Here is a 24,736-nt window from a genome sequence, read left to right as displayed (position 1 = left end):
CTCCACGTAGCCCGAGCATGGCGACAATAGAGATCGACGACGACGTCTACGAGGCGTTACAGCTCCCAGAGGGGGAGCGCTCGCCCGCGATGAAGCGGGAGTTAGCGGTCTCGCTGTACGCCCGTGACGTACTCTCCTTCGGGAAGGCCCGGACTCTGGCGGAGATGTCGAAAGCGGAGTTCCAAGAACTCCTCGGGGAGCGAGAGATTCCCCGCCACTACGGCGACCGGGAACTCGAAGAAGACCTCGACTATGCCGAATAGCGCGGCGGTGGTCTCCGACACATCGCCACTCCTGAATCTCGCACTCATCGAACGGCTCGACCTTCTCCGAACACAGTTCTCCGACATTACCGTCCCGCGCCGGGTCTGGAACGAACTCACCGAGGGAGAGGCGGGGCTGGAAGCGCTCCGAGAGCTACGAGATGACGATTTCCTGCGCATCGTCGAGGTGGAGCGTTCGGACCTGTTCGTCGAAGTCTCCCACGAACTCGACCTCGGGGAGACGGCGGCAATTTGCTACGGGGTCGAACACGGGGCCGAACTTGTTCTACTCGACGAACGAGATGGGCGGCGCGTCGCCCGCAGACACGACTTGGAGGTTACCGGCGTCATCGGCATCTTACTCCGTGGGGCGAAAACCGGTGACGTAGATCTGGAGATGGAACTCGATGCCCTCCGCGAGGCTGGATTCTGGATTTCCGACGGTCTCTATTCGCGCGTTCTCTCGGAAGTGGACGAATAGGGGTTCTGTCCGTCGACGAGCGACTGAGGGGCACGATTCCACTCCCACCGAGCCTACTAGTAGAAATTCGCCCGGTAGTGTTCCGGGCGTACACTTCGAAACTACCGCAGATACGTCTCCAGTGAGTCGACGACGCGATCAACGAACTCGTCAGTAGCTCGGCCCTGCCACGCGACGAGGTCTTCGCTCCGGGGCGAGTGAACTGCCCACGGCGAGACGAACGACGCTCGTGGAACACCGCCCGTTTCCCAGACATCCTCCCCGAGACGAATCGAGTCGTCGCATTCCTTCGTCGAGATAGCGACCGCGACGTGTTGTTCGCCGGCAAACGGGTGGGAACCGTTGTTCACGACGAGCCACGGTCGCTGGCGATCAGTACCGAGTTTGAACGGGTCGGTACTCCTGACGACATCGCCGCGTTCCGGCTCCATCGATTACTCGTCGCCGCTCGAATCCCGTTCGCTCGGATGCGGCTGGTCGGGTGCGACAGCGTCCCAGTGTTCCGACTCGATTCCGCCGTCGGCTTCGTCGAGTCGTTCGCTCACGTCGTGTAGATCGTACGCTGCGGTGATCCGCTGTTCGTCCTCCGTGATCGCCCAGTACTGCCCTCGATGACGGACGAGGTCACGCGCTTTCAATCGCGTGAGCGCGGTGCCGACCGTGTTCGGATCCTCGTCGATGGCAGTAGCTATCTCCGACCGGGTGAACGCCGCGTCCCGGCGCGTGTGGAGGTACGTGATCACCTGCTCGGGCACACTCGGCCCCTCTGGAAGGTCACCCGATTCGAACTCGTCGATGCTCACGGGCATACTGCGGAATTAGTGTGCGTACGTAATGAACGTACTGCCGTACTTCAGGTGTGGATTCACTAGTAGATCCTCGCCCGGTAGGTTCCGGGCGCACATCGCTGCCGTTCGAACAGCCGTGTCTCTCCGCAACCGAGGGTCCCGTGCGCGGGCCGGGGGCTACCGTGGCTCGACGCGGAGCCGTCCCTCCGGTGAACGCGATGCATCGGGCGCCAGTTCCCCCACGTCGAACTGTCGCGCCTCCGACCGACACCGCGCGTAGACGTCCTCCGCCCACTCGCGTGCCTCGGGCGACCGCGTGTCGATCACGGCTTCGAGCTGGGCGGTCTCGGGATCGTGGCCGCAGATGCCGATACAGTCGTCCATGACGTTGAGCCCGCAGCGGGAGTCGTCCGGGAGGGCGTCGTGCAGGAACACGGTGCAGTTATCGCACCCCAACGCTCGCGCCGTCAGCTCGGGGTTCCAGTCCACGATCGCCCGGAGGACCGGCGGCGAGTAGACGTACTCCGTCTCCATCCCCTCGATCACGCGTCGGCAGAACACGTCGAGGTTCCCCGACTTGTACAGCGTCGTCCCGAGCCCCCGGATGGACGCGGTCGATTCGAGCAGATGGGTGACCCGCTCGACGGGAGCGTACGGATAGTTCGGGCCGGGATACGCGACGACGGCGTCTTCGTAGTGCTCCACCGCGAACCCCTCCATCTCCCGGGGAAGCCACCGCCAGACCTCCCGGAGCCGCTCGCCCGTTCTCATACCCTCGCGCAGTTCGAAGAACCGGTCGGTCACGTACGCTCCCAGGGGCGTGAGCTCGTAGCGCGCTCCCTCGCGCGCGAGCCACGACCGGTCCTCGAGATCCCTGATGACGCGCCCGATAGTGGGATCCGACGCCCCCGTCGCGTCGCGGAGATCGCGGCGGTCCCGGGGCTCCTCGGAGAGGGCCTCCAGTGCCGCGACGCGGTGCTCCGACCGCGCCAGAAACTCGATGGCCTGAATCGCGGAATCCATGCTAACTAGTGGCAACCGGGGTATAAATCGCTTCGTCCGAGCCGCAAATCCCGCCCGAGGGGACCCGATTTCGCCGGTGAGCGAGTCCCCGATCGGGTGACGTCGCGGCGGACCGTGCTATCGTTCGCTCCCCTCGACCTTCGCTAGGACGTGTTCGATGACCGCGGTGTGTTCGTCCTGTGGACTGAACATGACGATCTCGGAGTCGTCGTTCGCCCGGATCGTGTGGCCCGGCGGCCAGTAGAAGAGGTCGCCGGTCCCCGTCTCCTCTTCGCGCCCGTCCGAGTAACTCGCGGTGAGCGACCCCTCCAGAACGTAGCCCCAGTGCGGGCACTGACAGCGGTCGTCTTCCAGTCCTTCCAGGAGCGGCGTGAGGTCCGTCCCGGAAGCGAACGTGAAGTACTCCCCGCCGAGTTCCCCGTACTCGCTCGCGTCACCGAACCCCGTCTGCTGGCGAGCGACGGCGTCGGGCGTGTCGACTCTGACCGGTACGGCCTGTTTGTCTCGTTTCATCTCGTTCTCCCGTCGCCAAGCGGCGGACCGACGGCCCGCGTCTCGACCCGGCGTCGAGATCCATCCCGGGCGGTCTCCCGCCGGCCGAACGACCGATCCCATCGGTCCCCTCTTAGCACTAGTATCGTCGGGCGGGGGAGAAGTGTAGTTACCCGCTGCACATATTCACGGACTGAAAATCGAGTCAGGGTCGCGACACGATGTCCATCGGAGATGCCACCGCGCCGTCGCGAGTGATCCACCGTTAAGACGGGGGATTTCGAACACCAGCACCATGTCAGTCGACGCCCAGACCGCGGCGATAGCGGTCGTCTCGCTACTCGGGGCGAGCGCCGTCGCGGTCGTCACGCGCAGCCACTACGAGCCGCCGCCGCGGGAGGGCGAAGAGGAACCGCCCGAGCCGGTGTTCGAGACGGGCGTCTTCGCCGTCCTGAGCGGCGGGCTGTTCGTCGGGCTCGGCTACGCGCTCGCGACGGTCGGCGGTTGGGGAGCGCTGGGCGAAGTCGCCACGATGGCGCTCTCGGTCGTCGGGCTCTACTCGGCGTTCGCGACCTACACCGGTCGGGTCGCCGCGGACGCCGACCGGGCGACCGCGCTCGTGGGCGTGGTCAGCGCGACGGTGCTGGGCGTGTATCCGCCGTTGCTGTTCGCGCTGTCGAGGCTGTAGCACGGGTGGCACTCAGAGAAGCGCGAGCGCCGCTGCCGTCGCGTTCTGTGGGTCGGGCAGCTGGTCGCCGAACGCGACCACGACGTAGAGGAGCGAGAACAGCGTCGCGTTGTAGATCCCGTGGATCAGCGACGGGACGACGATGTTGTCGGTGAGTTCGTAGGCCGCGCCGAAGACGAGCGAAGGGCCGACGAGGATGCCCAGCGCGACGAAGTTGCCCGCCGCCGAACCGCCGGTCAGCGCGAACCAGTGGAGGAACGCGAAGACGGTGCTGGCGAGGAGGATCGCGGCGACCGGGCCGAGGACCTCGCGGAGTCGCCCCTGGACGACGCCGCGGAAGAGCAGTTCCTCGCCCGGACCGATGAGCAGGATCGACGCGGGGATCAAGATTAGCAGGACCTCGGGGTTCTGCATCCCGATCTCGGCGGCCTGGTTGGTGCCGGTGTCGACCTGGAGGAGGGTGACGAGGATCGACCCTGTGAAGGCGGCGCCGAGCGCGAGGACGTAGCCGCCGACGACGACGGCCACGCCGCGCAGGTCCGGCAGGTCGACGCCGATGTCGAACGGGCCCGGTACCCCGTCGAGCCCGACGACGGACCTGACCTTCGGTCCGACGACCGGCCGTAGTCTCAGATACGCGAACGCGACGCCGGCACAGCCCACGCCCTGGACGAAGACGAGGCTCAGGACGATCACCGCCGCCGGCGAGATCTCGACGCCGAGGCCGAGAGTCAGTACGGCGGCCGCGACGGAAGCGAGGACGAACCCGAACGCCAGCCCGCCGCCGCCGAGGCCGAGGGCGGAGACCAGCGCCACGACTGTTCGAAGCGGAGACCGCTCACTCGTTGCCATTCTCGTCCCTCTGTAGGGGCGTCCACGGCAAAAGCGATCCCCTCCCACCGAAGGATTCTCACGACCGGGGACCGACCGACGGTTCGCCACGTCTGGACGTATAAGGAGATCTTACGACCTCCCCTGGGTCCATACTCGTTTCAGGGCAAGCTATATGTGAACGTCTCACACACGATGTGATACGATGGTAGAATGTGACCACTGCGGCGACGACGTATTTCGAGCGTGGCGGCGACGCGAGCGGACGGAGACCATGACTCACCGGACGGTCGCCTGGGTCTGCGAGGACTGTCACCCCGAACTCGGCGAGACCGGTCGGACGACCACGGCGGAGCGCCGTGCGGTGGCCGACGGTGGTCGGCCGACCGAGTCCTGACGAACGACGGCCGGGGAGCCAGGCGCGAAGCGGTGCGAGTTTGCCGACGGGTTCGGTCGCTCCGGTACAATCTTATAGCCGAAGCCGAAAGAATCGTGTCACGCAGACACTGGGTGTATGAGCAGGACGTTCTACGGCGTCCTCGGGGTGGGACCCGACGCCGACGAGGAAGCGATCCGCGCCGCCTACCGCGAGCGCGTCAAGGAACACCATCCGGACGTGAGTTCAGACCCCGACGCCGCCGATCGTTTCAAGCGCCTGACCGCGGCCAAGGAGACGCTCCTCGACGCCGCCGACCGCGCCAGGTACGACCGTCTCGGACACCGGGCGTACGTAGACTCGCACGCCGACTCGACGCTGTGGGCGAGCGACCGGTCGCCGGAACCGACCGCGTCGCAGTCTCGGGGTTCGACGCCCGGGGCGAACGGCACTCGGGACGCGACGACTGGCTCGCGGGGCGCGGCGGCTGATCGTAGTCGAACCCGCGACGCGACCGACGGCTCGTCCCGGAGCGGTTCGACCGGAACGTGGGCCGGACGAACGGGGACGAGCCGTCGGTCGTCGAGTGGGCGGAGTCGACGGCGGACGGGGGAGCGAACGCGGAGCGACGGTGCCCGCCGATCGCGGTCGTCCCGGTCGAGTAGCGCCGCGGCGTCGAGTACCGGCGACGACGGCGACGGGTCGACGGAGGAGACAGTGAGCGACCGATCGAGGGGTTCGGGCGTCGATCCCGGGTCCTCGAGTTCGGTCGGGTCCGGTGGTGGCGAAACGTCGAACGTCGAGGACACGGCATCGAACGGCGGTGGTCGCTCGGCGGGTGAGGAACCGTCGAGCGGTGACGAGGAACGGGACGGCGACGACACCCAGACGGCCGGTTCCGACGCGACGGCGTCGAGGACGGCGACCGACCGCAACGCGTCGGGGAGGACGGAGGCGAGGACAGCGGAGGCGGGAGCAGCGTCGGAGACCGCCGGCCGACGGCGTCGCCGCGCGAACGGCGGGACGGCGACCGACCGGACGGGACGGACCCAGCGGTCGTCGACGGGTTCCTACGCCACGACCAGCTTCTGGGGGGTCGCGGCGGACAGTCCGAGCGTGGGGCGGTCGTCGAATCCGGTGACCCGCCGCGCGTTCGCCGTGTGTCGCCGTCTCGGGCCGTGGATCCTGGTCCACGCACTGTTCCTCTCGCTGGCGGTCGGGACCGGCTGGTACGTCTACGCGGTCGTCTTGGCGCCCGCCGAGCGGTCTGTCGCGCTGCTGTTCGTGCTGATCGGTGAAGTGGGGCTGGCGGTGGTTCTGTCGTCGTTACACATACTCTCACGGCTCTACCGATAGGGCCGACTGGGCGCCTCTGGGCGCGATTCGAGCTTCAAACGAGTTTTTGTCTTTTGGGAAAACCCATTATGGTCGGCCATCTGTGCTAGACCAATGGGTCGTCTGCTGCCGTTCAAGTCGGAGCCGACACGGACGCCCGACGAGCCACGAGTCCTCGACCTCGACGACGAGGCGACCGAGGCGGCGCTGTCGGCGCTCTCGTCGGACACCGCGCGGACAATCCTGGCGACGCTGTACGAGGAGCCGAAGACGCCGCCGGAGATCCGCGACGAGGTGGGAACGTCGCTGCAGAACGTCCACTACCACGTCGAGCGGCTGGAGGACGCGGAGCTTATCCAGCCCGCCGGCGAGGGCTACTCCGAGAAGGGCACGGAGATGACCATCTACGCGCCGGCCAGCGAGGCGCTCGTCCTCTTCGCGGGGCAGGAACACGACCGCTCGCGACTGAAGACGGCGCTGACGCGCCTGCTGGGTTCGGTCGGGCTGCTCGCCGTCGCGAGCCTCGCGGTGCGGCGGCTGTTCGGCGAGTCCGGTGCGGACCTCGGCGACTACGGCGTCTCGTTCGGAGCGAGTTCGCAATCGGGCGACGAGCGCGGGGCCGGCGGCGGCGATAGCGAGACTGGCGGCGACGGCGCAGACGCCGGCGCTTCGGGCGGTGACGGTGGCGGTACCGTGTCGGAACCGGGGACCGACACGGCGACGGCGACGACGACCGAAAGCGGGGATATCGGCATCTTCGGCGGCGCGGACACGGCGACGGACGCGGGAGGAGCTACCGCGAGCCCGACGCCGGAACCGGCGACAGCGACGCAGGCGACGCCGACCGCGACCGAGGCCCCGTCGGTCACGGCGACGCCGGCCGGGACGCCTGCTCCGACGCCGGCGTCGACCCCCACGCCGGCCGCGACACCCTCGCCCACGGCCGCACCGACACCGACCGCGACGCCCCAGCCCACGCCCACGACGACGGATCCCCCTTCGCCGACGCCGACCGAGACGGGCATGGACTCGGGGACGATCACGCTCGACACCGCCACGCAGGTCCCGGCGGGGACGGTCGACGGCGCCCGTCAGGTCGCCGGGAGCGGTGACTCACTGCTGGCCGACCCCGCGTTCGCCTTTTTCCTCGGCGGGCTGTTCATGCTCCTCGTCGTCACCGCCTGGTGGTACGTCCAGGGGTGAGGCCGCGGGGGGTCCCGTCGCACGGGCGCCCCCGGTGATCGCTTCGACGCCACCGGTCGGCGTCGTCCGGCCGCGATAGCAAGTCGTATGAGCCAGTCGCGGCAAGGACCCGGCATGAACGTACGACGAGTGGACGCGCTGGACCCCGGCGAGCGGGCGGCACTGTTCGACCGCGACGCAGGGGTCGACGCCGTCCGCGACGACGCCCGCGATATCGTCGGTCGCGTGCGCTCCGAGGGCGACGCCGCGCTCCGGGAACTCTCGCGTGAGATCGACGGTGTCGAGGTCGGCAACGTCGACGTGACCGACCGCCTCGAGCGCGCGACCGAGGCGATCGACGAGGAGACCCGCGCGGCCATCGAGGACGCGGCGGCCAACGTCCGCGCGTTCCACGAGCGACAGCTGCCCGAGGACTGGACCGAGGACTTCGAGGGGCGCGAACTCGGCCGGCGCTTCCGACCGCTCGACACCGTCGGCGTCTACGCCCCCGGCGGGACCGCCGCCTACCCCTCCAGCGTCCTGATGGGCGTGATCCCGGCGGTCGTCGCGGGCGTCGAACACGTCGCCGTCGCGACGCCGCCCGCCGAGGAGATCAACCCGGTGACGCTGGCGGCCGCCGACATCGCCGGCGCCGACGCCGTCTACCAGGTCGGCGGTGCGCAGGCCGTCGCCGCGCTCGCCTACGGTACCGAGACGATAACCGCCGTCCAGAAGGTCGTCGGCCCCGGCAACCAGTGGGTCACCGCCGCCAAGGCCGAAGTCCGGGGCGACGTCGAGATAGACTTCCTCGCCGGGCCGAGCGAGGTGCTCGTCGTCGCCGACGGGACGGCCGACCCGTCGCTCGTGGCGGCGGATCTGGTCGCCCAGGCCGAACACGGCGAGACGAGTTCCGTCGTCGCCGTCACCGACGACGAGGCGACCGCCGAGGCCGTGGCGGCGGCCGTCGACGACCACGCCGCGGGCCGCGACCGCGAGGAGACGGTCCGGGCGGCGCTCGACAACGACGCCAGCGGCGTCTTCCTCGCGCGGTCGATGCCCGAGGCGGTGCTGTTCGCCGAGGAGTACGCCCCCGAGCACCTCTCGATCCAGGCCGACGACGCCGAGGCGCTGCTCGACCGCATCCCCAGCGCCGGCAGCGCCTTCCTCGGCTCCTACAGCCCGGTCGCCGCCGGCGACTACGCGACGGGCACCAACCACGTTCTCCCGACCAACGGCAAGGCCCGCGTCACCGGCGGGCTCTCGGTCGACACCTTCCTGCGGTCGACGACCGTTCAACGGCTCTCCGAGGACTCGCTGGGCGACCTGCGCGACACCGTGACGACCCTGGCGAACGCCGAGGGGCTGGAGGCCCACGCACACAGCGTCGACGCACGGTTCGACGCGGACGAGGCCACTGGCACGAGCGAAGCCACCGACGCGGAGGGCTCCGGAGAGTAGTCTCGTCCTACCCGGGCAGTCGGAACCGTGGCTGCGACGCGGGTCGTCAGGTCTTTCTGCGATAGCGTCGTTCGGTCGTGCATGACAGGGGACGTACGCTACCGGCCGGCGAACGTCGGCGACGTGGCCGCCATCCAGCGGGTCGCCGACGACGCGTGGCACGCCGCCTACGACGATATCCTCGGCGCGGAGACGGTCGAGACGATGCTCGACGAGTGGTACGGCGACGACGCCATCGAGGCCGGCGTCGAACACGAGGCCCAGGATTTCTTCGTCGCCACGGTCGACGGCGAGGTCGTCGGCTACGCGCACGCCGGCCCGCACCCGCCCCGGCGGGTCCACCAGGTGTATCGGCTCTACGTCGACCCCGACCACTGGCGCCAGGGGATCGCCCGGAACCTCGTCGCGGAGGTCGAGCAGGCGCTGTACGACCGCGACGTGAACGGCTACGAAGCGGAGGTGCTGGCCGGCAACGACCGCGGGACCGCCTTCTACGAGGCCGTCGGCTTCGAGCGCGTCGACGAGCAGGAGACCGACTTCGAGGGCACGACCGCGACCGAGTACGTCTTCCGGAAGCGCCTGTAGTGGGGCGAATCGTGGATGCGGGGCCGGCGGAGACCACCACGAGGTTCGATCGCCGTCAGGGTTAACACGTTCGGGACGGAACCCACGGGTATGAGTTCCACGACGGAGGCCGACCCCGACCCGGGCGGCGAGGGTATCGAGGTCACGGAGGCGGCCGCCGAGGAGGCCGTCTCGCTGCTGGACGACGAGGACATGGACACCGACGTGGCGGGGCTGCGCCTGTTCGTCCAGCAGGGCGGCTGCGCGGGGCTGTCCTACGGGATGCGCTTCGAGTTCGAACCCGACGACGACGACACCGTCCACGAACACCACGACCTGCGCGTGTTCGTCGACCCGGCCAGCATCGACTACGTCGAGGGGTCGGTGCTGGACTTCGACGGTGGGTTACAGGGCGAGGGGTTCCACGTCGAGAACCCCAACGTCGTCAGCGAGTGCGGGTGCGGCGAGAGCTTCCGCACCTAGTCTTCCAGTTCGAACGCCACCTCGACCTCGGCCTGGTACTCCCGGTTCTCGACGCTCGCGATCTCGACGCCCATCTCCTCGACCTCGACCCACTTGACGTTCTGCAAGGTCTCCTCGGCGCGCCCGACCGCGTCGTCGACGGCCTTGTCGAAGCTCTCGGTACTGGTTCCGATCAGCGTTATCTTCTTGAACACCATCGCGCCGTGTGGTACGGTCGCACGGTACAAAAACTTCGTCCGGGCGACAGCGTCACGGCGGTCGCGTCCGCGGGCGCCGTGGTCGACCACGGGCGGTCGGGGTCGCTCAGGCCGCTCGCTGCTCGAGTCGGTCCCGGATGTAGCGGGTGATGTCGTTGAGGTGGGCGGTACCCCAGGTGGCGACGACGACGGCGCCGAGCGTGTTGTAGATGAGGTCCCACAGCGAGTCGGTGAGCCCGTACTGGGTCAGGATCGTCTCGGTCCCGGCTATCGACGCGACCACGCCGATCGTGAACTCGATGATCTCCCAGAAGACGCCGTACGCGAGGGTGAACAGGAGGATGAAGACGAAGACGAACCGGGGCGGGAGGCTGACGGTGTCGGAGTGTTCGTCGAGCGCGCGGACGGTCGCGTAGCCGACGCCGGCGACCACGGACGACGACAGGGCGTGGGTCATGTGGTCCCACCACCAGACGGAGGCGTAGAAACTCTCCTGACCGGTGCCGATCGTCCCGAAAGCGTGGAGGAAGACGGCGCTGGTGATCCACAGCGTCAGTCCGGCGTCGAGCGGGACGCCGTAGTCGCGTTCCAGCACCGGCACCAGCTGTGCGATCAGCAGCGCGACGCCGGCGTTGGCGATGATCTTCACGTTCGTCTCCCAGACGCCGACGAGGAAGACCCCGAGCATCACCAGCTCCATCAGCCACGTGAGCTGGCGCTGGCGTCGCGTCGAGACCCCGAGGCGGTCGCGGAGCCTCATACCGCACCCCCCTCGACTCTGTCGACGACGGTCGCTCGGCGCCGGACGTACACCTGAAAGACGAGCCCGGCGACCAGTCCGGCGATCCCGGAGCCGACGAACTCGACCATCAGTTCGTGTTCGATCGCTTCGAGGTCGGGATCGGTGAGGACGCCGTCCGGGCCGGGGTCGAGTAGTAGCGTCGTCCCGAGGTGGACGTCCGAGCCCCAGCGAGCGAGCGCCCACAGTCCCGCGGCGGCCAGCGTGGTGACGACGACGAACAGGACGGCGAAGCCGACGCTCATCTCGACCGGCGTGAACAGGTGGAGGTTCACGGCCACCAGCAGCGCGAACGCGGCGATCGAGAGGTAGACCGCGACCGTGCTGGTCACCTGCAGCGTCGCGACGGCCCGGCCGACGACCGGCAGGCCCGCGAGCAAGACGACTTCGGCGGGCGCCATCGCGCGTGGGTTGCCCCGCGCGAGCGCGGGCAGCGCCACGACGAGGCCGACCGTCGCGGCGAACGCAGCCCACAGGTAATCACCACCCAGCGCGCTCTCGACGGTCACCAGTCCGAAGACGGCGACGAGCGCCCAGCCGACGCCGGCGTTGATCCGCGTATCCGTCAGCAGTTCACCGAGATCCCTCTGTGCCATTCGTATTGCCTGATGCGACCCCACCGTTGAAACGCTGACGGCTCTCCAGGGTCGGGAGTGAAATGAAAACAGCAATTGGGCGGCCCGTCAGGCCGCGTTGCGGTGGCAGGCGACCTCGTAGTCGCCGTCCTCGTCGACACCCATGATCGCCCACTCGTAGTCCGGGTCGGCCGCTTCGAGCCGGCGCTCGAGGTCCGGTACGTCGTCGGACCACGCGACGAAACACCGGTACTCCCCGGAAGCCGGTGCCTCGTCGAACTCTTCGGCCGGTGTGACGTGGACGCTGCGCCACTTGCGCTCGGCCAGGTACTCGCCGCCGCTGTCGGTCACCGTGTATCCGAGGTCTGCGAAGATCGACCGGGCCTTCTCGTCGAGGTGCTTGGTAACAGCCCTCATTCGTGTTCCGATACCGCGGGACCAGATATAAACCTTCCTACGGTTCACGGGCTCCGGGAACGCGAACGCGGTCCTATCGGCCGGTAGCGGCGTATTACGGAAGGCGAGCGTCGGCTGCCGTCACTCGTGGGCGGCGTCCCACTCGTCGGGTTTCTTGAGGTTGCCGCAGTCGTTGCACTTGATCCGTCCCATCGAGTCCATCGCCGTCCGGAACGAGTCGCAGTTGCCGCAGAAGTAGCCCCAGCGGCGCTCGCGGTCGGGCGTCCGGTAGACGACGAAGAAGGGGCCCTCCGCCCCGCGCTCGGCGTCCTCGGTGTCGACGTACAGCGTCTCCGCGTCGGGACCGGTCTTCGTCTCCATGTGGGGAAAGACGGCCACGCCGCCCAAAGTCCTTCCGTCCGTGGCAGGTGCGGCCGGGCGGTCGGCGCGTGACCGACCGCCGGGCCACCGAAGACGATATGGCCCGCGGAGACCACGATCCGACGGATGTCGCCCCGCCTCCTCCACTATTCGGACATCGAGAACGCCTACGACACGCCCGAACGGGTCGCCCGCGTCGCGGGCCTGCTCGCCGACCGGCGCGGGCCCGACGCGCTCGTCGCGGGCTCGGGCGACGACACGGGACCGGGCGTCCTCTCGTTGGTCACCGAAGGTCACCAGTCGCTGGACTTTTTCGAGGCGGTCGAGCCCCACGTCGAGACCGTCGGGAACCACGACTTCGACCACGGCTTCGACGCCCTTCGGAGCGTGGTCGCCGACTCCCCACAGCGGTGGACGCTCGCGAACGTCGCCCTCGACGGCGAGCGGTTCGGCGCCGGTGTGGGTATCGAGTCGAACACCATCGTCGACGTGGCCGACGCGACGGTCGGTATCGTCGGCGTTCTCGACCCCGCGACCACGGAGATGACGCCCGGTACCGACGCGCTGGAGTTCGGTGATCCCGTCGACGCAGTGGCCCGGGAGGCCCCGCGACTCCGCGAGGCGGGCGCCGACTACGTCGTTGCCCTCGCCCACACCGACGACGACGACGCCCGAGCTATCGCCGCCGACACCGGGGTCGACGCCGTGCTCGCGGGCCACTCCCACCACCAGCACGCGACCGCCATCGACGGCACGCCCTTTACCCGCCCGGGCGCGACCGGGGCGTACGTCTACGAGGTCGACCTCGATACCGGAGCGGTGGCCTGCCACGAGACCGCGACGGCCGAGCCCGACTCCGCCGTCGCGGCCGCGCTCCGCGAGCGGGTCGCGGCGAACGACCTCGACGAGGTGGTCGCACACGTCGACGAACCGATCTCGCGGGACCGCGAGCGACGACTCGGCGGCGAGTGGCGGCTGGGCAACTTCGTCGCCGACGCCTACCGCTGGAAGACCGGCGCCGACGCGGCGCTCCAGAACGGCGGGGGGATCCGGGAGGGGCCGGCCCTCTCCGGCGACGTGACCGTCGGTGACCTAGTGAGCGTCAGCCCGTTCGAGGAGCCCGTCGTCGTCGCCTCGGTCACCGGGCGGGAGCTCCGGTCGGTCGTCGCCGAGGCCGACGGCCGCGCCGTCGACGGGCTGTCCGACTACTGGTACGGCCACGTCAGCGGCATGCGCGTCGCCGCCGAGAACGGCGGCTACGAACCGTACGTCGGCGGCGACCGGGTCGCCGGCGACGAACGCTACACGCTCGCGGTCCCGAACTACCTCCTGATCACCGACCTGGAGTTCCCGACGCTGACGGAGGCACACGCGGTCGAGCGCTACGCCCTCCAGTACGAGGTCGTCGTCGAGTACGCCCGCGAGACCGGTATCGACGCGCGCCTAGAGGGGCGGATCCCCGACGCGGTCGCCGCCGAGTGAGCGCCTGCACGGCGTGACCAGTCGGCGGACGCCGACAGCGGGGACCGACCGAGCCGGCGAGCCCAATGGAAAGGTTCAGGCCGCGGGGCCGAGAACCCTCTGTCGATGACGCAGGTCGTCGTCCCGGTCCGCTACCCGCTCTCGGAACACTCTAAGGCGACGCTCTCCCGGGCCATCGAGATCGTCGAGGAGCGCGGCGGTCAGCTCTCCGTGCTCCACGTCAACCAGTACCAGGACAACCACAAGCCGACCCGACGCGACCTGAAAGACGCCGTCGAGCGCGAGTTCGGCCGGTTACCCGACACCCGCTACGTCGTCCGTCAGGGGCTGCTCGTCGAGGAGACGCTGCTCGACGAGATCGTCGCCGAGAACGCCGATATCGTCGTCATCGGCAAGAAACAGGCCGGCCGCTGGCGGCGGATGATCCGCCGACTGGTCGACGACCCCGACATCGAGACGTTCCTGCGCGAGGAGCTGGACTGCGACGTGGTCACCGCCGAACGCTGACCGCCGCCCGCGGGGCCCGCGTCACTGTCGCTCGTCCTCGGGTCCGTCTCCGCCGGCCGACGGATCGTCGGGTCGGTCCCGCGGTTCGACGGACCCGCTCGTGTCGGCCGGTCCGCGGTCCGGACGCCGCGGACGGTCGTCGGTCGGCGGGTCCCCCGGTGGTCGCTGTCCGGACGGTCGGTCGGCGACGCCGACCTGCATCTCGCCGCTGGTCTCGTCGAAGACGAGGTGTTGGTGGGGGTAGGCGATCTCCACGTCTTCGTCGGCGACGGCCTCGCCGAACGCGGTCTGGATCTTCGAGCGGACTCGCAGCAGCCAGTACGGTTCTTCCACCCAGTAGCGCAACCGGAGGTTGATCCCGTGGTCGCCGAAGGCGTCGATGTAGCAGGTCGGCCCCGCGGGGTAACGGGCGGCACCGACCCGGATCGCCGGCCCGCCGCCCACGACGTCGTCCAGGTCCCTGGCCGCCTCCTCCGCGAGCTGGCGGGCGCGGGCCACGTCGCTCTCGTAGGTGATCAGGATGTCGAGTGACTGGCGGGTTCGGGTGTCCTCGGCGGAGTAGTTGACCACGTCGCGCTCGCGCATCGTCCCGTTCGGGATGACGATGAACGTGTTGTCGAGCGTGAATACCTTGGTGTATCGCAGCGTGATGTCCTCGACGAACGCCCGCTGGTCGCGGTCGGCGAGTTCGATCATGTCGCCGATCTCGTAGGGCTGGTCGGCCAGCAGGAAGACGCCGCCGACGATGCTCCCGACGATCGGCGCGAGGATGACACCGATCACCGCCGAGAAGACGGCGACCGAGAGCGTGAGGTCGGACAGCTCGTACCCGTAGATGCCCATGATAGTCAGCGCCGCGAACAGGAAGACGATCCCCCGGATCCCTCTGAGGGCCGTCCGGGTGAGACTCGGTCGGCGGAACCGACGGGCGATCCGCCGCCCGAGCAGTTTGACGAGCAACTGCGAGAGGAGATACGCGAACGCGACGACGACCAGCGACTGGACGAGCTGTATCACCGGTACCGGCGTGGCGTCGAGGATCCGCACTATCCAGTCGGGAAGCCACGAGAGGTCCGTCGTGTTACCGTCCGCCGTCGCGGTCGTGCCCGAGGGCGTCGCGGTCGTGCCCGAGGGCGTCGCCGTCTGTCCGACCGCGCCCGACAGCGCCCGCGCCCACTGGACCATGGCATGGTGTCAATCGCACCCAGCAAAAAGGGTTGTGTCACGGGCAGTCCGAGCGTCGGCGATTCCGGGCGTCGTTCGACCGCGTCTCGGTCGTCCCCCGCCGGAGTCCGGCACGCTCGGAGAGGTGCGGAAACGGACTTGTGACCGGTCGCCGTATCCCACGTATGGACCGACAGGCGGCCACCGAGAACGCCACGAACGCGACGTTCGAGATCCACGAGGCCGACGACCCCGAGGCGGAGACGCTGATCGCGGGCTTCTCCGAGTTCGCCCTCGCGGGGCTGACCGCCGCGGACTACCTGGTCGAAGCGTTGGACCTGGAACCGACGGGGTACGTGACGACGCGGGACCTCCCGACGATCACACCGTTCGACGACGGCACCCCCCGCCACCCGGTACGGCTGTTCACCGCCGAGTCCGTCCCCGTCGTCGTCCTCGTGAGCGAGCAGTTCGTCCCGGTGACCGCGGCGCGGTCGTTCACCGACGCCCTGCTCTCGTGGGCCGAGCGGGCGGACGTGCCGGAGACGGTCGTCCTCTCGGGCGTCCAGATGCCCCACGCCGAAAGGGACCACCGGACGTTCTACGTCGCGACCGAGGACTACCGGCGCGCGCGCCTCGCCGACGCGGGCGTACCGCCGATGGCGGCCGGGCTCACCGACGGTGTCAAGGCCAGTCTCCTCGCCCGCGGGATCGACTCCCCGCTCCGTGCCTGTGTCTACGCGACGCCGGTCCACGCTCAGGCACCCGACGCCGAGGCCGCCCTGCGACTCGTCGAGACCGTCGACGACGTCTACGACCTGGGGATCGACACCGGTCCGATGGAGTCGTTCGCGGCCGACGTACAGCGTCACTATCGGGACCTGGCCGCGCGCGTCGAACGGGCTCGCGAGGACCAGCAGCCGGACGACCGGATGTACATGTGACCGACGAGAGACGACACCACGGTCCCGCCAACCCGGCGCCGGTTCTCAGAACTCGTGGACCTGCTCGTCGGTGATCGCGGCGTCGAGCAGGCGCGTGGGCGTCGCGTCGTAGGCGGGGTTCTCGACGGCGAACCCGTCGGCGGGTTCGCGGATCACTTCGCTGACCGAGCGGTGCTCGTTCTCGAAGGCGAACCCGCCGGTGACGACCTTCGCTTCGGCGCCGACGACGCGGACGGGCACGCCCGAGTCGTGCGCGGTCGCCGCCAGTGGGTAGGTACCGATCCGGTTGTACAGGGTGTCTTCGACGATGCAGTCCATCCCGACGACGACCTGGTCGATCTCCGGGAGGAAGTGGCCGCCCGCGCCGTCGACGATCAGGTGGGCCTCGACGCCGTCGAGGTCGGCCAGCGTGCGCACCATCTTCCGTCCGAGGTAGCGCGGTCGCGCCTCGGTGCAGTACACCTCGAGCTCGGCGCCCGCGGCGACGGTTCGCTCGATCGCTTCGAGGACGGTCGAGGAGTAGTCGTGGGTCAACAGCGTCGTCCCGTCTTCGACGTACTCGACGGCCCGCTCCGCGGCCCGCTCTTTGGCCGACTGGACGCGGTCGACGACCGACTCGACGGCGTCTCGGGTGGCCGCTTTCGCCGCGTCGACCGAGTCGGCGTCGGCCTCCTCGACGGTCGAGAGGATCTCCCGCTGGGTCGTCTGCAGGGAGGCGTGAGAGGGGTTCGCCCGCCGGAGCGCGTGGCTGTTCCGCTCGAGCGTCCGGACGTACTCCTCGACGGTCGGGTACTCCCGCTCGGTGAGCGCGAGCAACGCCTCGGCCGCCTTCACCGCGACGACGGACGAACTGTGCGTCTGCATGTCCGCGATCTCTTCGACCGTCTCGTCTATCATGCTAGGACCGTCGCCGCTCGCGCTCAAAGGCTTTCCCCCTGCCGATCGCACCCGACAGGACGGGGCGCCTCGCTCCCGGACGACCACCTATTTCGGTCCCCGGCGCGCAGCCTCGTTCTATCGATTCTGATACTCCCGCCGAAGCTGGTTTAGTATCGGCCTCCGCTAGCACGAGCACATGGCCGGTGGCGACGGGAACCGTGGGCGGACCGACCGCGCGGCGAGCGACCGATCCGGCGGGCGAGGCGCGAACGACCGCGGCGTCTCGGAGTTCGCCGGCGTCGCGATCCTGGTCGGGATCACGCTGCTCGTGACGGGATCGGTCGGGCTGTACGTGCTCGTCGGCACGACCGCGGACGGTCCCGGCCCGAACGCGAACTTCTCGTTCCGGTACATCAGCGACGCGTCGGTCCTCATCACCACGTACGACCGCGGGGACAACTTCACGGCCTCGAACCTCACGTTCCGAGGGCAGGGTACCGACGTGCGGTGGCACGAACTCGCCAGTATCGGTCCGAACGGGACCGTGGCCCCGGGTGCGTCCGTGCAGCTGAGCGACCAGAACGCCTACGGTCGAGAGGTCACGTCCGGGGCGAACATCTCCATCGTCCACGCGCCGCCGACCGGCAACGAGACGGTGCTCGACCGCTGGACCGGAACCGTCTGACCGCACTCCCCGGCTACCCTTTGATGTTACAGACCGGGAACGTCCGCGCGACGCGGTCGCCGATGCCCAGCGCGTCCGAGACCCGGACGACCTCGTCGACGTCCTTGTAGACGCCCGGCGCCTCCTCGGCGACGGTCGCGCCGCTCTGGGCCTTGACGTAGATCTGCTCGCCCTCGCGCAGGTCGTCCTGTACGTCGCCGCCCCAGAACTCCTGTTTGGCCTGCGTCCGACTCATCAGCCGCCCGGCGCCGTGGGCCGTCGAGCCGAACGTCTCCGTCAGCGACCGCTCGCCGCCCCTGAGAACGTAGCTCCCGGCGCCCATGCTCCCAGGGAGCAGGATCGGCTGACCGACGTCGCGGTACGCCGGCGGCACCTCTTCCCGGCCGGCCGGGAACGCACGCGTCGCGCCCTTCCGGTGGACGTACACCTCGCGCTCCTCGCTGTCGACGGCGTCGCCGTCTCCGGCCCGTCGCCCCTCCGGGTCGACGCCCACTTCGTGGACCTCCTTCTTGCCGATGTTGTGAGCCACGTCGTACAGGAGATCCATCTCCATGTCCTGCCACGACCGATCGAACACCTTCTCGAAGACCTCACGAGTCCGGTGCATGATGAGCTGGCGGTTCACCCACGCGAAGTTGATCGCCGCACACATCGCGCCGTAGTAGTCCTCGGCCAGCTGCGAGCCCGCGGGCGCCGCCGCCAGCTCCTTGTCGGGCAACTCCGAGAGCAGCCCCGAGTGAGCCTGTTCGATCTCGCGCAGGTAGTCGGTACAGACCTGGTGGCCCAGTCCGCGCGAGCCGCAGTGGATGAGGACGACGACCTGATCCTCGGCGAGCCCGAACTCGGCGGCCACGTCCTCGCGATACACGTCCGTCACGCGCTGGACCTCCAGGAAGTGGTTGCCGCTGCCGAGGCTCCCCACCTGGTTCTTCCCGCGGTCCTTGGCCTTCTTCGAGACCTTGCTCGGGTCCGAATCGTGGCGAACGCCCTCGTCCTCGCAGTGCTCGAGGTCCTCGGGGACGGCAAAGCCCTCCTCCAAGGCCCACTCCATGCCGCGGTCGAGGATGGCCTCCACGTCGTCCATCGACCCCTCGTAGACGCCGCCGCCGCCCAGCCCCGACGGGACGTTCGCGAACAGCGCGTCGACGAGTTCCTCCTCGCGACCCCGCAGGTCGTCGTAGGTGAGGTTCGTCGTCATCATGCGAACGCCGCAATTGATGTCGTAGCCGATCGCTCCGGGCGAGATACAGCCCTCCTCCGTGTCGATGCCGGCGACGCCGCCGACCGGGAAGCCGTAGCCCTGGTGGCCGTCGGGCATGCAGACGGCGTACTTGTGGAGTCCGGGCAGATGCGTCGCGTTCTTGAGCTGCTGGAGCGTCTTGTCCTCGCTGATCTCGTCGAGCAACTCCTCGCTGGCGAGCACGCGCGCGGGGACGTTCATGTCGCCCTCCTGCGGGATCTCCCAGACGTAGTCCCTGACCTTCTCCAGGGTGATGCCGTCGGCGTCGTAGGTGGTCATGCCCGAGTGTCCGCCCGGCGCGCCGAAAGCGGTTTCGCTGTTCCGTGAGGCGCGTTCGATTCGATGTGCGAATGTATCGCGAGTTTCTGGTTGTGCTGGGGCGAGACGAAGTCGAGTGACAGCAACCGCCCTCACCGGGGACAGCAACCGATGAAAGCCCTCGGCGCGCTCGCTCACGGGTCGCTTCGCTCGCCGGAAGACTCGCTCCGCTCGTCTTCCGAGCCTGCGCTCACTTCGTTCGCGCAGACCCCGTTCGCGTTGACGAGGTCTCCCTGCGGTCGACCTCGCTCTCGCGGTCGCTGAGCGGGATATCCTCGCGGCCTCCGGCCGCTTCGGATAGGACCCGCTCAGACGACTGAAGGAGACGCGAGCGCGCCTCGCCCGTTCAGTCCACCAGGACCGGAACAAGAGACCGCCCCGCACAGCACCGCAGATAGCCACGGCCCTCCCCAGCCGATTCGCTCCGTCACTCCGTTCCTCCGCTCATCCCTCGCACGATGCTGTCGCGAGTCTCGTCTCGCGACAGCGCGCGCCGACCGCACCGCGACTGCTCACTCCCTCACCTGTACTGAACGTTACGCTCGGCGGGTCAGTCGGCGACCGAAACCGTGTCTCGGTCCCGCTCGCGCTCTTCCGAGGGGCTCAGCCAGGCGTCGAGCGAGAGGGGGCCGCTGCCGAGGGTGAAGATGGCCGAGATCATGCCGAACAGCGTGATGTGGGCGAGCACGGGGTCGTCGGGGAGACCGAACAGCGTCATGACGAGCATGGTGAACGCGACGGCGGCGGCGCCGCGGGTGTAGTAGCCGACGACCAGCAGCAGGCCGACGCCGATCTCCGTGAGGCCGGCGCCCAGCACCCACAGGCCGGGGTCGACGGGGACGACGCTCGTCAGGTCGTACTTGTAGACCACCTGGACCGCCCGGGAGGGGTTCGCGAGCTTCTCGACGAGCCCGAGATAGGCGAACGCGAGGCCGACGCCGACCCGAAGGACGGTCGCGACGTAGCGCTCGTAAGGGTCGATCAGCTCGGCGAACCGCGTGGCGACGCCACCGATAGGGTCGACCCGGCCGTAGTACGTGCCGGCGGTGCCCGCGACCACGCTCAGCATGTGGTCGGCGCTCGGGCGGCCGCCGCCGACCAGGAGGACGGCGAGGAATCCGGGCACGTACTCGATCGCCAGGACGAGTCCCGGGTTGAACGCGAAGGCGGCGAGATACGTCAGGAGGCCGACGGCGGCGACCGCCCGCGTCGCCAGACCGAAGAGCAGGAGAAATCCGAGCCCGACCTGCAGGATCCGCGCCTCGGCGGGGACGGCCGGGCTGAAGAGATAGCCGGCGAACCCGGCGCCGACGAGCGGGAGGCCGAGGCTCAGCCGCAGCATCCACGGGACGTACTCCCGGTAGGACGACAGCGCGCTCCGGAGCGCCTCGAAGTCGGGTACCGTCGGTCGGACCACGAGCAACGCGGTCAAGAGGCCGACGACGCCGACCGTCCCGCCCGCGACGAGCGCGAGGTTCAGCGGGTCGGAGAGCACCTCGACGGCGAACTCGACCGCGTCCCGCGTCGCCGTCGGCGGGTCGGTGACGTAGTCGACGTGTGCGCTCGCTCGCCCGACGAGCGTCGCCAGCGCGAATCCGACCAGAAGCAGGCCCGAACCCGACCGCGCAGCCGGTTGTCTCATGTTCGGTGGTTGGCATCGGTCGGGGATAAATGGCATCTTCTCGGCCGGAACGGGTCGGTTCTCCGACCTACACGTCGAAGACGACGTAGGCGTGCCAGCCGTCGTCGGTCTCGGAGAGGTCCATCTCGGAGTAGGTGACGGCTTTCAGGTCACGCGCCTCGACGCGTTCGAGCGGGACGCCCCGGGCCGACCCGGAGAGGACCCACTCGTTCGGCCCGTCGTCGGACGACGGGGCCGAGACCGTGGCCTCGTTGTCGACCGGGAGGACGACGCGCACGTCGCGCTCGTAGATGAGTTCGTCGAGGTAGTCGAACAGCAGCGCTTCGCGGCCCTCCGCGGTGACGGAGAAGTCGAAGCGCTCGTCGCCGTCGGTCGGGATCTCGTCGCACATCGCCGCGGCCATCCCGTCGGCCACGGCGCCGAAGACGGCGTCGAGCGACTCCCCGACGGCCTCGACGGCCACGTCGGCGGTGTGCTCGCGCAGTTCGAAGCTCACGCGTCGCCCCCCGTCGAGCCGCCGACCGTCGTGTCGTCTGTCGGCGTTTCGTCGGTGGATTCGCCGTCGGCGTCGCCGCCGGCCGACCGCCCGACTTCGGCGTCGCTCTGTTCGAGCATGTAATGGCGGACGGCCTCCTCGTCGTCGATCTCGGATTCGTCGATCTCGGGGTGGAGCGCGGCGAACTCCCGACGGGCCTGTTCGCGCAAGTCGTCGGCCGCGTCGCCGGTCATGTCGCTCAGGTCGTCGACGGTTCGGGTCCCCCAGTCGCTGAGGTCGCCGACGCCGTCACGGGCCTGCTCGCGGATGGTCTCGAGGTCGACCAGTTCCTCGGGCGAGTCGTCGTCGCCCCGCTCGCCGGTGGCGACCCCGCTGGTGACGATCGACCGGATCCCCTGCTCGACCGTCAGGTCCACGTCGTACACCCGGTCGCTGGAGACGTGGACGACGTACCCGCCCATCACGGGGTTGGGGGCGAGCGGCATGAACAGCGTCGTCACGTCGTCGTGACCGGTGGTCTCGCCGATGGTCGGCGGTGCGTCGGCGGTGACGAACGCCAGGGAGTACGAGCCCTCGCGGGGGAACTCGACGAGTTTCACCTCGCGGAAGCTCTCGGCGTCGTTCGACAGGAGCAGTTCGGTCATCTCGTTGAAACTCGTGTAGACCGACCCGACGCCCGGGATGCGGGCCATCAGCGTGTCGAACACCCGCTCGAAGCCGTTGCCCGAGCGGGCTTCGGCGACGAGGCCGATGACGAAGATCAGCGTGACGAGCGTCAGGACAGCGAGCAACTCCATCACGATCGGGTCGAGGTTCGTCCCGACCCCGTACTGCTCGCTCACGAGATCGACCACCGGGCTGATCGCCTGGAGAATGAAGTTGACGACGAACGCGAGGATCATCACCGTGATGAGGATGGGGATAGTCAGCGCCGCGCCGGTGATGAAGACCTGCCGGACCGTCTCGGAGAGCGTCGTGTCCGACCCGGTGACGTCCGGTGTCGGCCCGGACGAGAGCAACACCATACACACTGCTGGCCGCGGCCCGACGAAAGGTTTGTGGCCGTAGGGCGGCCGACGGCCGCGTCGACGCCGATGGAATTATAGTGGCTTGCACGCTACACCCCGGTTAGTGAGCGTCAACGTCGAGCGACGGGTCGTCGACCCAGGAGACGCCGACTACGTCGAGCAGGCCTGGCAACTCAAAGAGCGCATCCGCGCCCGTGACGGTGTGCTCCGCCAGCGCCGCGGGTTCTTCGAGAACGCCTACGAGCGCTCGACCGTCTACCTGTTCGTCGACCGCGCCGACCGCAACGCGATGGTCGGCTTCGCGGCCGTCCGCCGCGACGGCTACATCCTCTTTCTCGCCGTCGACTCGGCCTACCAGGGCGAGGGCTTCGGCGAAGCGCTGGTCGCCCGCGTCGCGGAGGACTACAGTTCGGTGACCTGCCACGCCCGGACGACCAACCGCGACGCGCTGCGATTCTACCAGCACATCGGCTTCTCCATCGAACGCCGCATCGACAACTACTACGAGGACGGCGGCGACGCCTACTACCTCAAGCTCGGTGAGGAAGAGGGGCTGGCCGACCGTCTCTCGAAGTTGCTCGGGGGATAACGAGGCGCGAGCGAAGCGAGCGCCTCGGATACGCGAGCGGCGAACGTAGTGAGCTGCGAGCGATTCGTCTGCTGAGTGGTGTGTGCCGCGAGCGCAGGGAGACCTCGATGCGAACGGGATCTGCGCGAACGGAGTGAGCGCAGGCTCGGAAGGCGAGCGTAGCGAGTCTTCCGGTGAACGAAATGACCCGTGAGCGGTGGATCTCGGGACGGTCGTCCGACACGTTCGGCCGATGAGCGAAACCGCTTTTACGCCCGGTCCGAAACCCGGTAGCCGTGCAGGAACAGACGCGGGCGTACCTCCGAGGCCGCTTCGGCGACCACTACCGACGGTCGGATCTGACCCCGCCGCCGGAGGCCAACGAGCGCGAGTGGGGGTACATCCCCTGGACCGACGGCCCCGGCGAGACGATGATCCGCCACCGCTCGCTGCTCGACGTGGGTAACCTGGAGGACTTCCTCGCCCGCGAACGCCCGAAACACGTCTACTTCTCCGCCGGCCGCTACGAGAGCCCCGGCGCGAGTTCGATGAGTGAGAAGACCTGGCGGGCCTCCGACCTGGTCTTCGACCTCGACGCCGACCACCTCCCGTCGGTGACGCTGGGCGAGGACAGTTACGCCGAGATGCTCGCCAAATGCAAGGACGCGCTCCGTCGGCTGCTCGATTTCCTCGACGACGACTTCGGCTTCGACGACACGACGGTCGTCTTCTCCGGCGGTCGGGGCTATCACGTCCACGTCCGCGACGAGACGGTCCAGGAACTGGGGAGCGACGCGCGACGCGAGATCGTCGACTACGTCCGTGGGATCGGGCTGGACGACGAGTACGTCCAGACGAGCGAGATGCGTGGCGGCGTCAGCCGGCGCGTCGTCGAGACGCAGGGCGGCTGGGGCCGCCGCGTCCACGAACGACTCCTCGAGTTCGTCGACGAGTTGCTCGCGATGGACGACGACGAGGCGACGGCGCGACTGCGGGAACTCGACGGTATCGGCGAAGGGCGAGCCGACACTATCTACGGCGCCCTGGAGAGCAACGCCGCGGCGCTGGAGGCGGGCAACGTCGAACTCGGTGGCGTCGGGTTGCGGACGCTGCTCGACGCGTTCGTCGACGAGGTCGTCGAGGCGCAAAACGCCCCGATCGACGAGCCGGTGACGACCGACGTGAACCGTCTCATTCGCTTGCCGGGGAGCCTCCACGGCGGGAGCGCGCTGGCGGTGCGGCGCATCGACCGTACGGACCTCGACGACTTCGATCCGCTGGTCGACGCCGTCCCCGAGACGTTCGTGGGCCACGAGATCAACGTCGAGGTGACGACCTCCGGGGAGGTCGAACTGCGTGGCGATAGCTTTAATCTCCAGGCGGGAATCCGTTCCGTTCCGGAGTACCTCGGCGTGTTCCTGATGGCCAGAGGTCGCGCCGAGAAGGCACCAGAATGAGGACCGAACCGCGA

31 protein-coding genes are annotated in these 24,736 nt (G+C 68.8%); 15 read left to right on the top strand and 16 right to left on the bottom strand.

Features of this window, described 5'->3' with window-relative positions; all coding sequences use genetic code 11:
* Nucleotides 1–17: 17 nt before the first annotated feature.
* Both I7X12_RS20305 and I7X12_RS20300 read left to right on the top strand, forming a co-directional pair.
* On the top strand, nucleotides 18–263 hold the full coding sequence (locus I7X12_RS20305; protein ID WP_198061817.1) for a UPF0175 family protein: 246 nt from the start codon (nucleotides 18–20) through the stop codon (nucleotides 261–263).
* A gap of 7 nt (nucleotides 264–270) precedes the next feature.
* Nucleotides 271–744, top strand: a complete 474-nt coding sequence (locus I7X12_RS20300; RefSeq protein WP_232342940.1) for a DUF3368 domain-containing protein — start codon at nucleotides 271–273, stop codon at nucleotides 742–744.
* A 101-nt stretch (nucleotides 745–845) separates the two neighbouring features.
* Here the strand turns inward: I7X12_RS20300 and I7X12_RS20295 are convergent, their stop codons facing one another.
* The 4 genes from I7X12_RS20295 to I7X12_RS20280 form a co-directional block, all read right to left on the bottom strand.
* The gene (locus I7X12_RS20295; protein WP_198061815.1) at nucleotides 846–1,175 is read right to left on the bottom strand and encodes a hypothetical protein; all 330 of its coding nucleotides are present in this window, start codon (nucleotides 1,173–1,175) and stop codon (nucleotides 846–848) included.
* 3 nt (nucleotides 1,176–1,178) lie between these two features.
* Nucleotides 1,179–1,553, bottom strand: a complete 375-nt coding sequence (locus tag I7X12_RS20290) for a hypothetical protein (protein ID WP_198061814.1) — start codon at nucleotides 1,551–1,553, stop codon at nucleotides 1,179–1,181.
* 156 nt (nucleotides 1,554–1,709) lie between these two features.
* Complete coding sequence (locus I7X12_RS20285) at nucleotides 1,710–2,555, bottom strand: helix-turn-helix transcriptional regulator (RefSeq protein WP_198061813.1); 846 nt, start codon at nucleotides 2,553–2,555, stop codon at nucleotides 1,710–1,712.
* Between the two features lie 117 nt (nucleotides 2,556–2,672).
* On the bottom strand, nucleotides 2,673–3,068 hold the full coding sequence (locus tag I7X12_RS20280) for a cupin domain-containing protein (RefSeq protein ID WP_198061812.1): 396 nt from the start codon (nucleotides 3,066–3,068) through the stop codon (nucleotides 2,673–2,675).
* 274 nt (nucleotides 3,069–3,342) lie between these two features.
* On the opposite strand from I7X12_RS20280, the gene I7X12_RS20275 reads away from it, so the two are divergent.
* On the top strand, nucleotides 3,343–3,735 hold the full coding sequence (locus I7X12_RS20275) for a hypothetical protein (protein ID WP_198061811.1): 393 nt from the start codon (nucleotides 3,343–3,345) through the stop codon (nucleotides 3,733–3,735).
* A gap of 12 nt (nucleotides 3,736–3,747) precedes the next feature.
* Here the strand turns inward: I7X12_RS20275 and I7X12_RS20270 are convergent, their stop codons facing one another.
* The gene (locus I7X12_RS20270) at nucleotides 3,748–4,587 is read right to left on the bottom strand and encodes a CPBP family intramembrane glutamic endopeptidase (protein WP_198061810.1); all 840 of its coding nucleotides are present in this window, start codon (nucleotides 4,585–4,587) and stop codon (nucleotides 3,748–3,750) included.
* 184 nt (nucleotides 4,588–4,771) lie between these two features.
* On the opposite strand from I7X12_RS20270, the gene I7X12_RS20265 reads away from it, so the two are divergent.
* The 6 genes from I7X12_RS20265 to I7X12_RS20240 all read left to right on the top strand — a co-directional run bounded on the left by I7X12_RS20265 (nucleotide 4,772) and on the right by I7X12_RS20240 (nucleotide 9,964).
* Nucleotides 4,772–4,963 (top strand): hypothetical protein, encoded by a 192-nt coding sequence (locus tag I7X12_RS20265; RefSeq protein WP_198061809.1) that lies wholly within the window; start codon nucleotides 4,772–4,774, stop codon nucleotides 4,961–4,963.
* Between the two features lie 117 nt (nucleotides 4,964–5,080).
* The gene (locus I7X12_RS20260; protein ID WP_198061808.1) at nucleotides 5,081–6,298 is read left to right on the top strand and encodes a DnaJ domain-containing protein; all 1,218 of its coding nucleotides are present in this window, start codon (nucleotides 5,081–5,083) and stop codon (nucleotides 6,296–6,298) included.
* A gap of 93 nt (nucleotides 6,299–6,391) precedes the next feature.
* On the top strand, nucleotides 6,392–7,480 hold the full coding sequence (locus I7X12_RS20255; RefSeq protein ID WP_198061807.1) for an ArsR/SmtB family transcription factor: 1,089 nt from the start codon (nucleotides 6,392–6,394) through the stop codon (nucleotides 7,478–7,480).
* A gap of 114 nt (nucleotides 7,481–7,594) precedes the next feature.
* A complete protein-coding gene (hisD, locus tag I7X12_RS20250) occupies nucleotides 7,595–8,917 on the top strand; it encodes a histidinol dehydrogenase (protein ID WP_198061806.1) in 1,323 nt (440 codons plus the stop codon).
* Between the two features lie 81 nt (nucleotides 8,918–8,998).
* Nucleotides 8,999–9,502: a GNAT family N-acetyltransferase gene (locus I7X12_RS20245; protein WP_198061805.1), complete on the top strand. Its 504-nt coding sequence runs from the start codon at nucleotides 8,999–9,001 to the stop codon at nucleotides 9,500–9,502.
* A gap of 90 nt (nucleotides 9,503–9,592) precedes the next feature.
* Nucleotides 9,593–9,964, top strand: coding sequence for a HesB/IscA family protein (locus tag I7X12_RS20240; RefSeq protein ID WP_198061804.1), 372 nt, complete (start codon nucleotides 9,593–9,595; stop codon nucleotides 9,962–9,964).
* Here the strand turns inward: I7X12_RS20240 and I7X12_RS20235 are convergent.
* From I7X12_RS20235 to I7X12_RS20215, 5 genes are all read right to left on the bottom strand, one after another.
* The gene (locus I7X12_RS20235; RefSeq protein WP_198061803.1) at nucleotides 9,961–10,161 is read right to left on the bottom strand and encodes a dodecin; all 201 of its coding nucleotides are present in this window, start codon (nucleotides 10,159–10,161) and stop codon (nucleotides 9,961–9,963) included. The genes I7X12_RS20240 and I7X12_RS20235 overlap by 4 nt on opposite strands.
* Nucleotides 10,162–10,267: 106 nt before the next feature.
* Nucleotides 10,268–10,921, bottom strand: coding sequence for a hypothetical protein (locus I7X12_RS20230; RefSeq protein ID WP_198061802.1), 654 nt, complete (start codon nucleotides 10,919–10,921; stop codon nucleotides 10,268–10,270).
* Nucleotides 10,918–11,556, bottom strand: coding sequence for a hypothetical protein (locus I7X12_RS20225; protein ID WP_198061801.1), 639 nt, complete (start codon nucleotides 11,554–11,556; stop codon nucleotides 10,918–10,920). Before I7X12_RS20225 ends, I7X12_RS20230 begins: the two co-directional genes overlap by 4 nt.
* Before the next feature lie 87 nt (nucleotides 11,557–11,643).
* The gene (locus tag I7X12_RS20220) at nucleotides 11,644–11,952 is read right to left on the bottom strand and encodes a DUF7116 family protein (protein ID WP_198061800.1); all 309 of its coding nucleotides are present in this window, start codon (nucleotides 11,950–11,952) and stop codon (nucleotides 11,644–11,646) included.
* A 120-nt stretch (nucleotides 11,953–12,072) separates the two neighbouring features.
* Nucleotides 12,073–12,312, bottom strand: coding sequence for a DUF5816 domain-containing protein (locus I7X12_RS20215; RefSeq protein ID WP_135363358.1), 240 nt, complete (start codon nucleotides 12,310–12,312; stop codon nucleotides 12,073–12,075).
* A 126-nt stretch (nucleotides 12,313–12,438) separates the two neighbouring features.
* Here I7X12_RS20215 and I7X12_RS20210 point away from each other — a divergent pair, with 126 nt between their 5' ends.
* Nucleotides 12,439–13,794, top strand: coding sequence for a bifunctional metallophosphatase/5'-nucleotidase (locus I7X12_RS20210; protein ID WP_198061799.1), 1,356 nt, complete (start codon nucleotides 12,439–12,441; stop codon nucleotides 13,792–13,794).
* Between the two features lie 105 nt (nucleotides 13,795–13,899).
* Complete coding sequence (locus I7X12_RS20205) at nucleotides 13,900–14,301, top strand: universal stress protein (protein ID WP_198061798.1); 402 nt, start codon at nucleotides 13,900–13,902, stop codon at nucleotides 14,299–14,301.
* A gap of 21 nt (nucleotides 14,302–14,322) precedes the next feature.
* Here I7X12_RS20205 and I7X12_RS20200 read toward each other — a convergent pair whose 3' ends face one another.
* Complete coding sequence (locus tag I7X12_RS20200; RefSeq protein ID WP_198061797.1) at nucleotides 14,323–15,486, bottom strand: mechanosensitive ion channel family protein; 1,164 nt, start codon at nucleotides 15,484–15,486, stop codon at nucleotides 14,323–14,325.
* Between the two features lie 164 nt (nucleotides 15,487–15,650).
* Between I7X12_RS20200 and I7X12_RS20195 the strand changes: the two genes are divergently transcribed.
* The gene (locus tag I7X12_RS20195; protein ID WP_198061796.1) at nucleotides 15,651–16,409 is read left to right on the top strand and encodes a proteasome assembly chaperone family protein; all 759 of its coding nucleotides are present in this window, start codon (nucleotides 15,651–15,653) and stop codon (nucleotides 16,407–16,409) included.
* A gap of 45 nt (nucleotides 16,410–16,454) precedes the next feature.
* On the opposite strand, the gene I7X12_RS20190 is transcribed toward I7X12_RS20195, so the two are convergent.
* A complete protein-coding gene (locus I7X12_RS20190; RefSeq protein WP_198061795.1) occupies nucleotides 16,455–17,306 on the bottom strand; it encodes a translation initiation factor eIF-2B in 852 nt (283 codons plus the stop codon).
* Between the two features lie 178 nt (nucleotides 17,307–17,484).
* On the opposite strand from I7X12_RS20190, the gene I7X12_RS20185 reads away from it, so the two are divergent.
* On the top strand, nucleotides 17,485–17,973 hold the full coding sequence (locus tag I7X12_RS20185) for a type IV pilin N-terminal domain-containing protein (protein WP_198061794.1): 489 nt from the start codon (nucleotides 17,485–17,487) through the stop codon (nucleotides 17,971–17,973).
* A 13-nt stretch (nucleotides 17,974–17,986) separates the two neighbouring features.
* On the opposite strand, the gene I7X12_RS20180 is transcribed toward I7X12_RS20185, so the two are convergent.
* The 4 genes from I7X12_RS20180 to I7X12_RS20165 form a co-directional block, all read right to left on the bottom strand.
* Nucleotides 17,987–19,492, bottom strand: coding sequence for an RtcB family protein (locus I7X12_RS20180; protein WP_198061793.1), 1,506 nt, complete (start codon nucleotides 19,490–19,492; stop codon nucleotides 17,987–17,989).
* A 589-nt stretch (nucleotides 19,493–20,081) separates the two neighbouring features.
* On the bottom strand, nucleotides 20,082–21,173 hold the full coding sequence (locus I7X12_RS20175) for a DoxX family protein (protein ID WP_198061792.1): 1,092 nt from the start codon (nucleotides 21,171–21,173) through the stop codon (nucleotides 20,082–20,084).
* 67 nt (nucleotides 21,174–21,240) lie between these two features.
* On the bottom strand, nucleotides 21,241–21,669 hold the full coding sequence (locus tag I7X12_RS20170) for an archease (RefSeq protein WP_198061791.1): 429 nt from the start codon (nucleotides 21,667–21,669) through the stop codon (nucleotides 21,241–21,243).
* Nucleotides 21,666–22,694 (bottom strand): DUF502 domain-containing protein, encoded by a 1,029-nt coding sequence (locus I7X12_RS20165; RefSeq protein WP_198061790.1) that lies wholly within the window; start codon nucleotides 22,692–22,694, stop codon nucleotides 21,666–21,668. The genes I7X12_RS20170 and I7X12_RS20165 overlap by 4 nt, the downstream gene beginning before the upstream one ends.
* Before the next feature lie 106 nt (nucleotides 22,695–22,800).
* Here I7X12_RS20165 and I7X12_RS20160 point away from each other — a divergent pair, with 106 nt between their 5' ends.
* Together I7X12_RS20160 and priS are read left to right on the top strand one after the other, a co-directional pair.
* Nucleotides 22,801–23,286, top strand: a complete 486-nt coding sequence (locus I7X12_RS20160; RefSeq protein WP_006884509.1) for a GNAT family N-acetyltransferase — start codon at nucleotides 22,801–22,803, stop codon at nucleotides 23,284–23,286.
* A 275-nt stretch (nucleotides 23,287–23,561) separates the two neighbouring features.
* On the top strand, nucleotides 23,562–24,722 hold the full coding sequence (gene priS / locus I7X12_RS20155) for a DNA primase small subunit PriS (protein WP_198061789.1): 1,161 nt from the start codon (nucleotides 23,562–23,564) through the stop codon (nucleotides 24,720–24,722).
* Nucleotides 24,723–24,736 lie beyond the last annotated feature (14 nt).

The organism is Halosimplex litoreum (assembly GCF_016065055.1).
Lineage (GTDB): Archaea > Halobacteriota > Halobacteria > Halobacteriales > Haloarculaceae > Halosimplex > Halosimplex litoreum.
Note: the sequence above shows the minus strand (reverse complement) of the source record. Positions and strands in the feature narration are given on the sequence as shown.

Excerpts from the sequence above, each read along its gene's own strand:
- I7X12_RS20215 (WP_135363358.1), bottom strand. The coding sequence starts at position 12,312 with ATGGAGACGAAGACCGGTCCCGACGCGGAGACGCTGTACGTCGACACC.
- I7X12_RS20270 (WP_198061810.1), bottom strand. The coding sequence starts at position 4,587 with ATGGCAACGAGTGAGCGGTCTCCGCTTCGAACAGTCGTGGCGCTGGTC.
- I7X12_RS20290 (WP_198061814.1), bottom strand. The coding sequence starts at position 1,553 with ATGCCCGTGAGCATCGACGAGTTCGAATCGGGTGACCTTCCAGAGGGG.
- I7X12_RS20225 (WP_198061801.1), bottom strand. The coding sequence starts at position 11,556 with ATGGCACAGAGGGATCTCGGTGAACTGCTGACGGATACGCGGATCAAC.
- hisD (WP_198061806.1), top strand. The coding sequence starts at position 7,595 with ATGAACGTACGACGAGTGGACGCGCTGGACCCCGGCGAGCGGGCGGCA.
- I7X12_RS20260 (WP_198061808.1), top strand. The coding sequence starts at position 5,081 with ATGAGCAGGACGTTCTACGGCGTCCTCGGGGTGGGACCCGACGCCGAC.
- I7X12_RS20245 (WP_198061805.1), top strand. The coding sequence starts at position 8,999 with ATGACAGGGGACGTACGCTACCGGCCGGCGAACGTCGGCGACGTGGCC.
- I7X12_RS20240 (WP_198061804.1), top strand. The coding sequence starts at position 9,593 with ATGAGTTCCACGACGGAGGCCGACCCCGACCCGGGCGGCGAGGGTATC.
- I7X12_RS20265 (WP_198061809.1), top strand. The coding sequence starts at position 4,772 with ATGGTAGAATGTGACCACTGCGGCGACGACGTATTTCGAGCGTGGCGG.
- I7X12_RS20200 (WP_198061797.1), bottom strand. The coding sequence starts at position 15,486 with ATGGTCCAGTGGGCGCGGGCGCTGTCGGGCGCGGTCGGACAGACGGCG.
- I7X12_RS20295 (WP_198061815.1), bottom strand. The coding sequence starts at position 1,175 with ATGGAGCCGGAACGCGGCGATGTCGTCAGGAGTACCGACCCGTTCAAA.
- I7X12_RS20255 (WP_198061807.1), top strand. The coding sequence starts at position 6,392 with ATGGGTCGTCTGCTGCCGTTCAAGTCGGAGCCGACACGGACGCCCGAC.
- I7X12_RS20165 (WP_198061790.1), bottom strand. The coding sequence starts at position 22,694 with ATGGTGTTGCTCTCGTCCGGGCCGACACCGGACGTCACCGGGTCGGAC.
- I7X12_RS20195 (WP_198061796.1), top strand. The coding sequence starts at position 15,651 with ATGGACCGACAGGCGGCCACCGAGAACGCCACGAACGCGACGTTCGAG.
- I7X12_RS20285 (WP_198061813.1), bottom strand. The coding sequence starts at position 2,555 with ATGGATTCCGCGATTCAGGCCATCGAGTTTCTGGCGCGGTCGGAGCAC.
- I7X12_RS20185 (WP_198061794.1), top strand. The coding sequence starts at position 17,485 with ATGGCCGGTGGCGACGGGAACCGTGGGCGGACCGACCGCGCGGCGAGC.
- I7X12_RS20280 (WP_198061812.1), bottom strand. The coding sequence starts at position 3,068 with ATGAAACGAGACAAACAGGCCGTACCGGTCAGAGTCGACACGCCCGAC.
- I7X12_RS20235 (WP_198061803.1), bottom strand. The coding sequence starts at position 10,161 with ATGGTGTTCAAGAAGATAACGCTGATCGGAACCAGTACCGAGAGCTTC.
- I7X12_RS20210 (WP_198061799.1), top strand. The coding sequence starts at position 12,439 with ATGTCGCCCCGCCTCCTCCACTATTCGGACATCGAGAACGCCTACGAC.
- I7X12_RS20190 (WP_198061795.1), bottom strand. The coding sequence starts at position 17,306 with ATGATAGACGAGACGGTCGAAGAGATCGCGGACATGCAGACGCACAGT.
- I7X12_RS20230 (WP_198061802.1), bottom strand. The coding sequence starts at position 10,921 with ATGAGGCTCCGCGACCGCCTCGGGGTCTCGACGCGACGCCAGCGCCAG.
- I7X12_RS20175 (WP_198061792.1), bottom strand. The coding sequence starts at position 21,173 with ATGAGACAACCGGCTGCGCGGTCGGGTTCGGGCCTGCTTCTGGTCGGA.
- I7X12_RS20305 (WP_198061817.1), top strand. The coding sequence starts at position 18 with ATGGCGACAATAGAGATCGACGACGACGTCTACGAGGCGTTACAGCTC.
- I7X12_RS20220 (WP_198061800.1), bottom strand. The coding sequence starts at position 11,952 with ATGAGGGCTGTTACCAAGCACCTCGACGAGAAGGCCCGGTCGATCTTC.
- I7X12_RS20180 (WP_198061793.1), bottom strand. The coding sequence starts at position 19,492 with ATGACCACCTACGACGCCGACGGCATCACCCTGGAGAAGGTCAGGGAC.
- I7X12_RS20205 (WP_198061798.1), top strand. The coding sequence starts at position 13,900 with ATGACGCAGGTCGTCGTCCCGGTCCGCTACCCGCTCTCGGAACACTCT.
- I7X12_RS20275 (WP_198061811.1), top strand. The coding sequence starts at position 3,343 with ATGTCAGTCGACGCCCAGACCGCGGCGATAGCGGTCGTCTCGCTACTC.